This window comes from Promicromonospora sp. NPDC050880 (assembly GCF_044456525.1).
Lineage (GTDB): Bacteria > Actinomycetota > Actinomycetes > Actinomycetales > Cellulomonadaceae > Promicromonospora.
Genome location: NZ_JBITFV010000014.1, coordinates 82,943 through 95,530 on the forward strand (window position 1 = coordinate 82,943; position 12,588 = coordinate 95,530).

At 72.9% G+C, this 12,588-nt stretch carries 14 protein-coding genes; 12 read left to right on the forward strand and 2 right to left on the reverse strand.

Going from position 1 to position 12,588, the window contains the following annotated elements; translation table 11 throughout:
• Positions 1–19 precede the first annotated feature (19 nt).
• The 6 genes from ACIBBF_RS19980 to ACIBBF_RS20005 are packed head-to-tail and all read left to right on the forward strand — an operon-like array spanning position 20 to position 4,449.
• Positions 20–1,567: a CpaF family protein gene (locus ACIBBF_RS19980; protein WP_397416768.1), complete on the forward strand. Its 1,548-nt coding sequence runs from the start codon at positions 20–22 to the stop codon at positions 1,565–1,567.
• Positions 1,567–2,424: a type II secretion system F family protein gene (locus ACIBBF_RS19985; protein ID WP_397416771.1), complete on the forward strand. Its 858-nt coding sequence runs from the start codon at positions 1,567–1,569 to the stop codon at positions 2,422–2,424. Before ACIBBF_RS19980 ends, ACIBBF_RS19985 begins: the two co-directional genes overlap by 1 nt.
• Positions 2,421–3,338: a type II secretion system F family protein gene (locus tag ACIBBF_RS19990; RefSeq protein WP_397416774.1), complete on the forward strand. Its 918-nt coding sequence runs from the start codon at positions 2,421–2,423 to the stop codon at positions 3,336–3,338. The genes ACIBBF_RS19985 and ACIBBF_RS19990 overlap by 4 nt, the downstream gene beginning before the upstream one ends.
• Positions 3,339–3,377: 39 nt before the next feature.
• The gene (locus tag ACIBBF_RS19995; RefSeq protein ID WP_397416777.1) at positions 3,378–3,581 is read left to right on the forward strand and encodes a hypothetical protein; all 204 of its coding nucleotides are present in this window, start codon (positions 3,378–3,380) and stop codon (positions 3,579–3,581) included.
• On the forward strand, positions 3,578–3,970 hold the full coding sequence (locus ACIBBF_RS20000; protein WP_397416780.1) for a TadE family protein: 393 nt from the start codon (positions 3,578–3,580) through the stop codon (positions 3,968–3,970). Before ACIBBF_RS19995 ends, ACIBBF_RS20000 begins: the two co-directional genes overlap by 4 nt.
• Entirely contained in the window at positions 3,967–4,449 is a 483-nt protein-coding gene (locus ACIBBF_RS20005) for a pilus assembly protein (protein WP_397416783.1), read from the forward strand. The genes ACIBBF_RS20000 and ACIBBF_RS20005 overlap by 4 nt, the downstream gene beginning before the upstream one ends.
• A 70-nt stretch (positions 4,450–4,519) precedes the next feature.
• On the opposite strand, the gene ACIBBF_RS20010 is transcribed toward ACIBBF_RS20005, so the two are convergent.
• Positions 4,520–5,854 carry an endo-1,4-beta-xylanase gene (locus ACIBBF_RS20010; RefSeq protein ID WP_397416785.1) on the reverse strand — a complete coding sequence of 445 codons (1,335 nt, stop codon included), beginning with the start codon at positions 5,852–5,854 and terminating at the stop codon, positions 4,520–4,522.
• A 170-nt stretch (positions 5,855–6,024) separates the two neighbouring features.
• On the opposite strand from ACIBBF_RS20010, the gene ACIBBF_RS20015 reads away from it, so the two are divergent.
• The 3 genes from ACIBBF_RS20015 (at position 6,025) to prfB (ending at position 8,203) form a co-directional block, all read left to right on the forward strand.
• Positions 6,025–6,489: a hypothetical protein gene (locus ACIBBF_RS20015; protein WP_397416787.1), complete on the forward strand. Its 465-nt coding sequence runs from the start codon at positions 6,025–6,027 to the stop codon at positions 6,487–6,489.
• A 74-nt stretch (positions 6,490–6,563) separates the two neighbouring features.
• The gene (locus tag ACIBBF_RS20020) at positions 6,564–6,968 is read left to right on the forward strand and encodes an ankyrin repeat domain-containing protein (protein ID WP_397416789.1); all 405 of its coding nucleotides are present in this window, start codon (positions 6,564–6,566) and stop codon (positions 6,966–6,968) included.
• Between the two features lie 125 nt (positions 6,969–7,093).
• The gene (prfB, locus tag ACIBBF_RS20025) at positions 7,094–8,203 is read left to right on the forward strand and encodes a peptide chain release factor 2 (protein WP_397416791.1); all 1,110 of its coding nucleotides are present in this window, start codon (positions 7,094–7,096) and stop codon (positions 8,201–8,203) included.
• A gap of 40 nt (positions 8,204–8,243) precedes the next feature.
• Here prfB and ACIBBF_RS20030 read toward each other — a convergent pair whose 3' ends face one another.
• Positions 8,244–9,287 carry an NAD(P)-dependent alcohol dehydrogenase gene (locus ACIBBF_RS20030; RefSeq protein WP_397416794.1) on the reverse strand — a complete coding sequence of 348 codons (1,044 nt, stop codon included), beginning with the start codon at positions 9,285–9,287 and terminating at the stop codon, positions 8,244–8,246.
• A 198-nt stretch (positions 9,288–9,485) separates the two neighbouring features.
• Here ACIBBF_RS20030 and ftsE point away from each other — a divergent pair, with 198 nt between their 5' ends.
• Genes ftsE through ACIBBF_RS20045 form a run of 3 tightly spaced genes read left to right on the forward strand, consistent with a single transcriptional unit; the run spans position 9,486 to position 12,572 of the window.
• Positions 9,486–10,262 carry a cell division ATP-binding protein FtsE gene (gene ftsE / locus ACIBBF_RS20035; RefSeq protein WP_397416796.1) on the forward strand — a complete coding sequence of 259 codons (777 nt, stop codon included), beginning with the start codon at positions 9,486–9,488 and terminating at the stop codon, positions 10,260–10,262.
• A gap of 1 nt (position 10,263) precedes the next feature.
• Positions 10,264–11,178 carry a permease-like cell division protein FtsX gene (gene ftsX / locus ACIBBF_RS20040; protein WP_397416798.1) on the forward strand — a complete coding sequence of 305 codons (915 nt, stop codon included), beginning with the start codon at positions 10,264–10,266 and terminating at the stop codon, positions 11,176–11,178.
• Positions 11,178–12,572: a peptidoglycan DD-metalloendopeptidase family protein gene (locus ACIBBF_RS20045; RefSeq protein WP_397416800.1), complete on the forward strand. Its 1,395-nt coding sequence runs from the start codon at positions 11,178–11,180 to the stop codon at positions 12,570–12,572. Before ftsX ends, ACIBBF_RS20045 begins: the two co-directional genes overlap by 1 nt.
• Positions 12,573–12,588: the final 16 nt, after the last annotated feature.

The window sequence follows — 12,588 nt, forward strand, 5'->3', positions numbered from 1 at the left end:
GGCTCTAGCGTTGTCGGCCATGGGCGAAGAGGGGGCGCGCATCCTCGAGAGCGAGGTGCGCGAGCTGGTGCGGCGCAGGGGGTTGGACCCGATCGGTGACCGGGCGGGCTTGTCGAGCCTCGTCACCGACGCGGTGGGTGACTACGCGACCCGGGCGAGCGCGGGGGCCGTACCGCCGTTGGCGGACCCGGAGGCCGCGGCCCGTGTGGTGAGTGACGCCGTCGGCGGCTTCGGCCCGTTGCAGCCCTACCTCGACGACCCGGAGATCGAGGAGATCTGGCTCAACGCCCCGACCCACGTGTACGTCGCGCGGCGTGGTGTCCCGGAGCTGACCAGCACCGTCCTGACCGCCGAGCAGGTGCGCGACCTGGTGGAGCGGATGCTCAAGACGTCCGGGCGCCGGCTCGACCTGTCGAGCCCGTTCGTCGACGCCCGGCTGCCCGGCGGGGAGCGGCTGCACGTGGTGATCCCGGAGATGACCGGCGGCGAGATGGCGGTGAACATCCGCAAGCACGTCGTGCGGGCGCGCTCGCTGGCGGACATGGTGCGGCTCGGGTCGCTGACCGCGCACGCCGCGGCCTTCCTCGACGCGGCGGTGCGGGCCGGACTGAACGTGCTCGTGTCGGGCCAGACGCAGGCCGGGAAGACCACCATGCTGAACGCTCTGGCGGGGTCGATCCCGGGCACCGAGCGCGTGATCTCCGCGGAGGAGGTCTGGGAGCTGCGGCTCCCGGTCCGTGACCACGTGGCGCTCCAGACCCGCCCCGCCGGCCTGGAGGGCACGGGCGAGGTGCCCCTGCGACGCCTGGTCAAGGAGGCGCTGCGGATGCGCCCGGACCGGATGGTCATCGGCGAGGTCCGCGAGGCGGAGGCGTTCGACCTGCTCATCGCCCTGAACAGCGGTGTGCCCGGCATGTGCACGCTGCACGCCAACACGGCGCGCGAGGCGGTGGCGAAGATGACGACGCTGCCGCTGCTGGCGGGCGAGAACGTGTCGGACCGGTTCGTGGTGCCGACCGTCGCCTCCGCCGTCGACCTCGTGGTGCACCTCGGCCTCAGCCGCGCCGCGGACGGCGTGGTGCGGCGCCAGGTGCGCGAGATCGTCGCCGTGACGGGCCGCGTCGAGGAAGGGCGCATCGAGATGGCGGGGCTCTTCGACAGGTCGCCGGAGGGCGAGCTGCGGCGCGGCGACGGGATGCCGCCCGGCGAGGACCGGTTCGAGCGCGCCGGGTTCGACGTGCGGTCACTGCTCGCGGGCCGGGGTCCCGGGGCGGGCAGGTCGTGGCCGGGCGTGGGCGCCGCGGACGGCGGCCCCGATCGGACCCCGCGGACAGGCGGGGAGTGGCTGGCCGGCGCGCGGCCTGGTCGTGCTGTCGCCGCCCCGACGTCGGTGGTCGCCACCGGTGACGGCGCCGCTGCCGGCATGGCCGGCGGCTCCGCCGACCGGGCCGCAGCGAACCCCGTGTCTGCCGTGGGCCCCGCAGCTGCCGCGGGCATCGGGACCTCCGCCGGCCCCTGGGCGGGCATCACCCCGCGTACCGGCGCCGGCCCCTGGGCCGCTCGCTGATGGGCGTCGTGGTGGGCCTGTTCCTGGGGGCCGGGGCGTTCTGCGTCTGGTGGTCCTTCTGGACACCGACACCGCGACCACCCGGGCGCGTCACCTGGCAGGCGCGCACCCGCGACCTGCTCACCCAGGCCGGCGCCCCGTCGGTGACGCCCGCGATGCTCGTGTGGTCCTGCGTGGTGCTCGGGGTCGTGACCCTGCTGCTGGGGCTGGCCGTCACGCGCTCGCCCGCCATCGCGGCCTGCTTCGCGCTGCTCGCGGCACCCGGGCCCGTGGTGCTGGTGCGGGCCCGCGCCCGCGGGCGCCGTCGGGCGCTGCGGGAGGTGTGGCCCGAGGTGGTGGACCATCTCGCGTCCGGGGTGCGCGCCGGGCTGTCGCTGCCCGAGGCCGTGGCGCAGCTCGGGCAGCGCGGTCCGGCCGAGCTGCGCGAGCCGTTCACCCGCTTCGCCCACGACTACCGGACCGGCGGCCGGTTCGGCGACGCCCTCGACGCGCTCAAGGACCGCCTCGCCGACCCTGTGGCCGACCGCATCATCGAGGCGCTACGCCTCACCCGGGACGTCGGCGGCCAGGACCTGGGCAGGCTCCTGCGCACCCTGAGCGGATTCCTCCGCGAGGACGCTGCCACGCGCGGCGAGCTGGAGGCCCGGCAGAGCTGGACCGTCAACGGCGCGCGGATCGCCGTCGCCGGACCCTGGGTGGTGCTCGCGCTCCTGTCCACCCGGCCCGGGACGGCGGCCGCCTTCGACTCGCCCGCCGGCATCGCGGTGCTGGTCACCGGCGGGCTGTGCGCCCTGGTCGCCTACCGGGTGATGCTGCGGATCGGCCGCCTGCCCGCCGAGCGCCGGGTGCTGCGGTGACCGGCTGGGCCGCCGGTGCGCTCGCGGGCCTCGGCGTCGGACTCGGTCTGCTGATCGTCCTCGCCCGGCTGCGGGCCCGAGCCGTCACGCTCGACGAGCGGCTCGCCCCCTACCTGCGCCCGCGGGACGCCACCTCGACGCTCCTGCGCGAGTCCGGCCGCACCTCGGCGGTGGTCCGTCTGCTCGGCCTGCACGACGTCGGCGCGCGCCTCGAACGGTTCGGCTCGCCCCGGCACGAGCTCCGGCGCAGGCTCGACCGGGCCGGGTCCGCCGAGACCGTCGACCACTTCCGGGCGCGGCAGGTGGTCTGGACCGTGACGGGACTCGCCGCGGGGCTCGGCCTCGCGCTCCTGCTCGCCGCGACACGCGGTGCCGCCGTCGTTCCCCTGGTCGCCCTCGTCGTCGTCGCCGGTGCCTGCGGGTACGTGGCCTGCGACCAGGCGCTCACGGTCCGGGTCCGCCGGCGCGAGGAGCGGCTCCTCGCCGAGCTGCCGACCGTCGCCGAGCTCCTGGCCCTGGCCGTGGCAGCGGGGGAGAGCCCGCACGCCGCGCTGGAACGTGTCGCGTCCACCGCCCGCGGCGAGCTCGCCGCCGAGATCCGGCGCCTGGTCGCCGAGGTGCGTGCGGGTGCGGCCGTGTCGGCGGCGCTCACCGCGCTCGCTGACCGGACGGGACTGCCGCCGCTCACGCGGTTCGCCGAGGGCATCGTCGTGGCCCTGGAGCGCGGCACGCCGCTCGCCGCGGTCCTCCGTGCCCAGGCAGGCGACGTCCGCGAAGCCGGACGCCGTGCACTCCTGGAGGCGGGCGGCCGCAAGGAGATCTTGATGATGGTCCCGGTCGTCTTCCTGTGCCTGCCCGTGACCGTCGTCTTCGCAGTGTTCCCCAGCCTGGCCACCCTGCGGATCGGGCTCTGACCCGACCCGGGGACGGGTCGGCCGACGAAAGGACGCGCCATGCGCCACGCCACCGAGCACGACGAGCACGAGCACGACGAGAACGAGCACGACCGGAACGAGCACGAACGGGGGGACGTGCCGGGCTGGGTGCTGGTCACGTTGATGACCGCTGGCCTCGTGGTCGCGCTCTGGGCCGTCGCCGGACCGCTCCTGGAGAACGCGTTCCGGCAGGCGATCAGCAGCGTCACCGGCCAGGGATGAGCCGGCCGCAGCGTCAGCTCCGCTCGGAGGCGGGCTCCGCGGCGGCCGAGTTCGTCCTCGTGTCCGTCCTGGTCCTGGCGATCTTCCTCGGGGTCGTGCAGGTGGCGCTCGCCGTGCACGTCCGTTCCCTCGCGATCGACGCGGCCGCCGAGGGAGCGCGGGTGGCCGCCCGGGCGGACCGGGGCCTGGCGGACGGTGCCGCGCGGACCCGTGCCCTCCTTGCCGACACGCTGACCGGTGCGTACGCCCGTGACGTGACGGCCGGACGTACGACGTCGGGCGGGGTCGCGGTGACGGAGGTGACCGTGCGCGCCCCGCTGCCGGTCGTCGGCCTGCTCGGCCCGGGCGGCGTGCTGACGGTGCGCGGCCATGCGCTGGAGGAGCAGTGACGGGCCGGCCGGCGCACCCGGGGCCGTGGGCGAGGCGCCTCCGGGACCACGCGGACGAGAGCGGCTCCGCGATGGTCGAGTTCCTCGGCGTCACGCTGATCCTGCTGGTCCCGCTGGTCTATCTCGTGATGGCGCTCGGTCGCGTGCAGGCCGGTGCCTTCGCCGCCGAGGGTGCCGCGCGGGAGGCGGTGCGCGCGATGGTCACCGCCGAGTCGTCGGCAGCGGGCACAGCTCGTGCGGACATCGCCGCGGGCATCGCGCTGGCCGACCAGGGTTTCCCGCGCGACGCCGGCGCGCTGACCCTGGAGTGCTCGGACCAGCCCTGTCTGACGCCGGGCGGCACGGTGGGTGCCGTGGTGCGCGTCGAGGTGCCGTTGCCGCTGGTGCCCGAGCTGCTGAGCCCCTGGTTGCCGCTGGCGGTCCCGGTCGAGGCCGCCCGTGCCGCGACGGTGGACGCCTACACGAGCGTGCGCCCGTGACCGGTCGTGCGGGACGCCCGCCCTCCCGCGACCTGCGGAAGGACGGGCGTCCGACGGGATGGACCGACGATCAGGTGGTCGAGCAGGTCGCCGTCGGCAGGGTGGTGGTGCCGTTCTTGTAGAGCGTGATGCCGAACGAGTTCCCGGCGCCGTTCGGTGTGGCGGTCAACGTCCCGCTGGTGCCGGAGACTGTGGCGTTCCAGGAGTTCTGCAGGGTCTGCGCACCCTGCAGCCGGATGGACACGCGCCAGGTCGAGCTGCCCGAGACCGCGAGCGACACGTTGAACCGGTCGGACCACTCCTCGGCGCGGGTCACGGTCACGGTGCACCCGTCACCGGGCTGGGGGTTGCCGGTGCCGCCCGCGTTCAGGGCGTCGAGCGTGTAGTTGTACGCGAGCTTCTTGTTGCCGTTGCCGTCGAACAGCAGCGGGGTGTCGCCGGCCCGCCACGAGTCGGAGTCCCGCACGCCCCACACGCTGATGCCGGTGCAGCGGGACACGGCGAGGCAGGCCTGCACGATGCCGCGGTACTGCTCGGCCTGCGAGGTGCCGGAGCCGGCGATGTCGAGCTCGGTGATCTGGACGTCGACCCCCAGGGCCGCGAAGTTGCCGAGGGTGGTGTGGTAGTTGCTCGGCACCGGGTTGCCGCTGTTGAAGTGGGCCTGGAAGCCCACGCAGTCGATCGGCACCCCGCGGGACTTGAAGTCGCGGACCATGTTGTACACGGCCTGGGTCTTGGCGTGGCTCCAGTTGTCCGTGTTGTAGTCGTTGTAGCAGAGCTTCGCGTTCGGGTCGGCGGCCCGGGCCGCGCGGAACGCGGCCTCGATCCAGTCGTTGCCGGTGCGCTGCAGGTTCGAGTCGCGCCGGGCGCCCGACGAGCCGTCGGCGAACGCCTCGTTCACCACGTCCCAGGAGTGGATCTGGCCGCGGTAGTGCGTCGCGACCTGCGTGACGTGGTTGAGCATCGCCGACCGCAGGGCCGAACCGCTCATGTTCTGCATCCAGCCCGGCTGCTGCGAGTGCCAGGCCAGGGTGTGGCCGCGGACCTGCTTGCCGTTGCTCCGTGCCCAGCTCACGATCCGGTCACCGTTGGTGAAGGTGAACTGGTTCTGGTTCGGCTCGGTCGCGTCGATCTTCATCTCGTTCTCGGCCGTGACCATGTTGAACTCACGGTTCGCGATGGTCGTGTACTGCGTGTCGGAGAGCTTGCCCGCGGCGATGGCGGTGCCGAAGTACCGGCCGGACTCCGCGGACGCCGCCTGCAGCGTGCTGCCGGCGGCCTGGGCCGAGGTGGCCGCCACCCCGGCCGAGACCGCGGACGTGAGGAGCACAGCGGCCAGGGTGCCGAACGAGATGGTGCGGAGGGAGCGCCTGGAGCGCTGTGAGGTGCGAGTTCGGGTCATCATCGATCCTCTCTCTCGTGACGTGCCATCGTTGGCTCGTCATGCGTCGAAAAGGATTTCGAAGACCCGGGGGCGGTGTCAAGAGATTTCGCTAAACGTTTTCGAAGAAGTTTGTCCACAGGTCGCGGGCCCAGGCCGGGCGGACGCCGGCCGGCCGCACCAGACTGATGCCCATGAGGTCAAGGGGTCGGGAGAGCACCCAGCAGGCGCGGGAGAGCGGGCGGATCATGCTCCTGACCTCGGCGTTCGTCGCGTTCGCGCTGATGCTGGTCGCCGTCGTCGCCTCGGCGGGCGCCGTGCACCTGGACCGCAAGGCGCTGTACGACGTCGCGGACCTGGCCGCGGCCGACGCCGCGGACGCGATCTCACCGGACTCCTTCTACGCGGGCCTCGGTGCTCCCGCCGAGGGCGCCCTGCTCACGCTGTCCGACGCCGGGGTGCGCGCCGCCGTCGAGCACTACCTCGCCGAGCACCCGCCGGGGGTACCCGTGGTGGTGGCCGAGGCGTCGTCACCGGACGGCCGGTCGGCCCGTGTGGTCCTCGAGGGGGTGTCGCGGCCGCCGTTGCTGCGCTGGTTCACGGACGAGTACGGCGGAGGTGTCGCGCTCACCGCCGCGGCGACGGCCAGGGCCTGGTGACGTCGAGGGCGACCTGTCCAGCGGCCCGGCCGGGCCTGGCTGCCGGAGCTGCCCGGAGCGCTTAGGTTGGGGGCATGAGCGAGAGCGCCGACCAGCAGAGCACGGGTGACGGAGGCGGCACGCGCCTGGAGCCGGAGCAGATCTTCGACCTCGCCCGCCAGGGCGCCGACGTGCTGCTGGATCTGGTGGACGCGGGGCTGCCGGCGGACCTGGCCGACGAAGCGGGCAACACCCTGCTGATGCTCGCCGCGTACCACGGCCACGCGGGCCTCACGGCGGGCCTCGCCGAGCGCGGTGCTGACGTGAACCGGCTGAACGGCCGCAACCAGTCGCCGCTGGCGGGTGCCGTCTTCAAGGGGGCCGGGGAGGTGGTCCAGGCGCTGGTCGACCACGGCGCCGACCTCGACGCCGGCACCCCGAGCGCCCGCGCGACCGCCCAGATGTTCGGCCGCGAGCTTCCGGAGCCTCGCCAGGGTTGATCCCGCCGCCGGGCCTGCGGCGGACGCCCGCGTCCGGCCTGCGGCGTCGCTCGCGTCCGGCCTGCGGCGTCGCCCGCGAGCGTTCCGGCGTCGGGCACCGCGATGCGCGGGTAACCTTGAACATCGTGGCAACCAACGACTTCCCCGCAGAGATCAAGGCGCTCCGCACGACCCTCGAGTCCATCGAGGCCGTGAGCGACCCCACCGCGCTCGAGGCCAAGATCGCCGAGCTGTCGGAGCAGGCGTCGGCGCCCAACCTGTGGGACGACCCGGAGGAGGGCCAGAAGGTCACCTCCGCGCTCTCGGCCGCCCAGGCCGAGCTGAGCCGTGTCGAGAAGCTCGCGGCCCGCATCGACGACGTCGAGACGCTCGTCGAGCTGGGCCAGGAGATGGACGACGCGGACTCGCTCGCCGAGGCCGAGGAGGAGGTCGCCAAGATCCGCAAGGACCTCGCCGCCCTCGAGGTCCGCACCCTGCTGAACGGGGAGTACGACGCCCGCGAGGCCGTCGTGACCATCCGCGCGGGTGCGGGCGGCGTCGACGCCGCCGACTTCGCGGAGATGCTCATGCGCATGTACCTGCGCTGGGCCGAGCGGCACGGCTACCCGACCAAGGTCGGCGACACGTCGTACGCGGAGGAGGCGGGCCTCAAGTCCGCGACCTTCGAGGTCAACGTGCCCTACGCCTTCGGCAACCTGTCGGTCGAGGCGGGCACGCACCGCCTGGTGCGCATCTCGCCGTTCGACAACCAGGGCCGGCGGCAGACGTCCTTCGCCGCGGTCGAGGTGATCCCGCTCATCGAGCAGACCGACCACATCGACATCCCCGAGTCGGAGCTCAAGATCGACGTCTACCGCTCCTCGGGCCCGGGTGGCCAGTCGGTCAACACGACCGACTCCGCGGTGCGCATGACGCACATCCCGACCGGCGTCGTGGTCGCGATGCAGAACGAGAAGTCGCAGATCCAGAACCGCGCCGCCGCCTACCGCGTGCTCCAGTCGCGCCTGCTGCTGCTCCGCAAGGCGGAGGAGGCCGCGAAGAAGAAGGAGATGGCCGGCGACATCAAGGCCAGCTGGGGCGACCAGATGCGGTCCTACGTGCTGCAGCCGTACCAGATGGTCAAGGACCTGCGCACCGAGCACGAGTCGGGCAACCCGCAGGCCGTGTTCGACGGCGCCATCGACGACTTCATCGAGGCCGGCATCCGCTGGCGCCGGGGCGGCTCGGGCAGCTGAGCCCGAGGCGGGCGGCACGACGGCGCGCCGCCCGCGCCGGTCAGGCGTGCGGCACGACGACGGCACGCCCGGAGAGCTGTCCCGACTCGAGCTTGCGGTACGCCTCGTCGAACTGGTCGAGACTGTAGCGCTCCACGTCGGGCACGATCTGCCCCGCGCGGTACATCGCCACCACCTCGTAGAGCTCCTCGACCGTGCCCCAGTAGGTGTTCGTGATCTCGGCCTCGTAGGGGTTGGTGAAGAAGCTCCACTCGGTGACGCCCCCGGCGATCCCGACCACGGTGAGCCGGCCCTGCTGGGCCAGGCACTCCTGGGCGGTCTTGATCGTCGGTGCCGCGCCCACCAGGTCGAACGCCGCGTCCACGCCGCGGCCGCCCGTGATCTCGCGGATCGCCGCGACCTGGTCCGGCCCGCCGGGCACCGTGACGGCGCCGGCGGCCGCCGCGCGGTCCATGGCGTCCTGCTTCATGTCCGTGGCGATCACGGTGGCGCCGGTGAGCGCGGTGAGGATCTGCACCGCGATCTGCCCGAGCCCACCGAGCCCGACCACCAGCGCGAACTTCCCGCCGCCCGCGAGCCTGGGCAGGGACAGCTTGATCGCGTGGTACGGCGTGAGACCCGCGTCGGCCAGGGGAGCGGCGGCCACGGGGTCGGCGTCGCCCAGCGGCACCAGGTTGCGGGCCGGCGTCACCATGTACTCCGCCATGCCGCCGTCCCGCCCGATGCCCGTGGCCGCCCACGGCATGGTCGCGGCGTTCTCGCAGTAGGTGTCCTGTCCTCGCGAGCAGGCCTTGCAGTGCCCGCAGCCGTTGGGCCCGTACACGAGGTAGGCGTCGCCCTCGCTGAGCCCGGTGACGCCCGGTCCCAGCTCCTCGATCCAGCCGGAGGCCTCGTGCCCCAGCACGAACGGCGGCGCGAACGACCCCGGCTGGCCCTCGGCGAACTCCTTGTACAGCGCCACGTCGGAGTGGCAGGCACCGGAGCCGGCGATCTTCAGCAGCACCTCGCCCGGGCCCGGGCTCGGCCGGTCCACCTCGCGCAGGGTGGGGAAGGTCTGGAACTTCTCGAACACGACAGCACGCATCAGCTCACGCTCCTGTTGCCGGGGGCCGGTTCCCCCATCAGACCCCATCCGGCGGGGTCCGGCACGGGGGCGGTCCCGGCGAAATGCCGGTTACACATGGGTTTGCTCTGATATGGCGAGGCGGAGCCCGTGACCGGGTGACCTTCGTCGGCGTGTCTCCCCGACACGCCACGGGGCACCCCACTTAGTGTCGGGCTCGTGATCAGGTTCGAGAACGTGTCGAAGGTCTACGCGCGCGGCGCACGGCCTGCCCTCGACCAGGTCTCCGTGGACGTCGAGCGTGGCGAGTTCGTCTTCCTCGTGGGGGCCTCGGGCTCGGGCAAGTCCACCTTCCTGTCGCTGGTGCTGCGCGAGCAGCGGCCCACCCGCGGCCGCGTCTACGTGGCGGGGCGCGACGTCGCCAACCTCTCGGGCTGGCGGGTGCCGACGCTGCGTCGCCAGCTCGGCGTGGTGTTCCAGGACTTCCGGCTGCTGCAGAACAAGACGGTCCACGAGAACGTGGCGTTCGCCCTGCAGGTGATCGGCAAGCCCCGGCACGTCATCCGGGACACCGTGCCCGAGGTGCTGGACATGGTCGGCCTGGCGGGCAAGGAGAAGCGGATGCCCACCGAGCTGTCGGGTGGTGAGCAGCAGCGCGCCGCCATCGCGCGCGCCATCGTGAACCGGCCGCAGATCCTCCTGGCCGACGAGCCCACGGGCAACCTCGACCCCACCACCTCGCTGGGCATCATGCGCCTGCTGGACCGCATCAACCGCACCGGCACCACGGTGGTCATGGCCACGCACGACGACGAGATAGTCAACGAGATGCGGCGCCGCGTGGTCGAGCTGTCCGACGGCGTCGTCGTCCGCGACGAGGCACGTGGCGGCTACGGCGAGCGCGAGGCGATCCTGCCCGACGTCGGGGCGTCGCCCGTGCTGGACGCCCCGGGCAACGGGACCCGCCTGCCGGTCCAGACGGTCCGGGGGTCCTGACGTGCGCTTCCAGTTCGTGCTCGGCGAGGTCTTCTCGGGGCTGCGCCGGAACACCACGATGGTCGTGGCCGTCGTGCTCGTCACCTTCGTGTCCCTGACGTTCGTGGGTGCGGGCGCCCTGCTCCAGGCCCAGATCGGCAAGCTCAAGGACGACTGGTACGACCGGGTCGAGGTGTCGGTCTTCCTGTGCCCCCAGGGCAAGTCGGCCGCGCCGTCGTGCGCCGGCGGCGAGGCCACCGACCAGCAGGTCGACGCGCTGCGCCAGGTCATCGACACCGAGCTGTCGGGCCAGGTCAGCCGGGTCTGGTTCGAGTCGAAGCAGCAGGCGTTCGACGCGTTCGAGCAGCGGTACCCGGACGGCTACCAGGGCACGCAGCTCACCGTCGAGGACATGCAGGCCTCGCTCCGCCTCAAGCTGACCGATGCCGAGCAGGTGGCCGTCGTGAGCGACGTGCTGTCCGGGCGGGACGGCGTCGAGATCGTCGAGGACCAGCGGGCCGTCTTCGAGCCGCTCTTCCGCACCCTGAACGTGGCCACCCTGCTCGCGGCGGGACTGGCCGGCGTCATGCTCCTGGCGGCGGTGCTGCTGATCACCACGACCATCCGCCTGAGCGCGGTCTCCCGCCGCAAGGAGACCGAGATCATGCGCCTGGTGGGTGCGTCCAACCTGTTCATCCAGCTCCCCTTCCTGCTGGAGGGCGCGCTGGCGGCCGTGCTCGGGTCGCTGCTCGCGGGCGCCGGGCTCTGGGTGGCGGTGCGCTTCATGGTCACCGACTGGCTCGAACGGTCGGTCGACTGGGTGGCCTACGTGTCGGAGGTCGACGTGCTCCAGGTCGCGCCCCTGCTCGTGGTCATCGCCGTCGCCCTGGCTGCTCTCTCGTCCTTCTTCACCCTGAACCGGTACACGAGGATCTGATGACTGCGCTCCGAAACCCCCTGTCCCGGGCGCGCGGCCCCCTGGCCGCGGCGCTCGCCGTGCTGCTGCTCGTGGGCGGCTCGGCCGCCGTCCACGCCGACGACCTCGACGACCGCCGGGCCGCCGCCGAGCGCGAGCAGGCGGCGAAGGAGCAGGAGCGCGAGAGCCTGGAGTCCGAGCTGGAGCACACCGACACCCAGCTCGCCGACGCCGTCCTGGAGCTCAACCAGGTCGAGGGACGCCTGCCCGTGGCGGAGGCCGAGCTGGCCGTCGCCGAGGCGGAGCTGGAGCGTGCCGAGCGCGAGGCGGCGATCCTGGCGCAGCGGCTCGCGGACGCCCAGGTGGAGGAGGCGACGGTCAGCCGCCAGCTCCAGGACGGGTCGGGGAAGGTGGACGGCGCGCGCGAGGACATCGCGCAGATGGCGCGCGAGGAGCTGCGCGGCGCGGGCACCGGGTCGACGATCGGGCTGGTGACCGGGGCCGAGAGCACCGAGGAGTTCATCGACGGGTACTCGGTCTCGTCGTCGGCGGCCCGGATCCGGGCGCGCACCCTGGCCGAGCTGCAGGACGCCGAGGCCACCGCGCGGAACCTGCAGGCCCGGTTGACGGCGATCCGCGAGGCCGTCACGGAGCTCAAGCGCCTGGCCGACGAGAACGTGCGGTCCAAGGAGCAGGCCAAGCAGGCCGCGGTGGAGCGCAAGGCGGAGATCGAGCGCCTCATCGCGGAGCAGGAGCGGCTCAAGGCGCGCATCGAGCGCCGCAAGGACGTCGCGCTGGCGAACATGCGCGACACCGAGCAGGAGCTGAGCTCCATCGAGTCCGATCTCAAGGGCATCATCGCCGACCAGAGGGAGCGTGACGAGCGGCTGGCCCGGGAACGGGCGGAGCGGGAGGCGGCAGCGGCCGAGGAGTCGTCGTCCGGCGACACCTCGGGCGGATCCTCGGGCGGGTCGTCCGGAGGGTCCTCGGGCGGGTCGTCCGGTGGCGGTACCCTGTCGTTCCTCAGCTATCCGACGGCGAACCCGTACATCACGTCCTCCTACGGCATGCGGTTCCACCCGGTGCTGAACTACTCCCGCCTGCACGCCGGCACGGACTTCCGGGCGTACTGCGGCACACCGATCCTGGCGGCCGCCGACGGCACCGTGCTGTACGCGCGCACCCTGGCGGGACTCGGCAACCAGGTGCTGATCGACCACGGCTACACCTCCAGCGGCACGAGCGTCATGTCCAGCTCGAACCACCTCACCTCGTTCGCCGTCTCGTCCGGACAGCACGTCTCGCGGGGTCAGGTGATCGGCTACTCGGGGACCACGGGCACGTCCACGGCCTGCCACCTGCACTTCGAGCTGTACGTGAACGGCTCGACCGTGGACCCGATGACCTGGCTCTGAGCGAACGGGGCGGTTA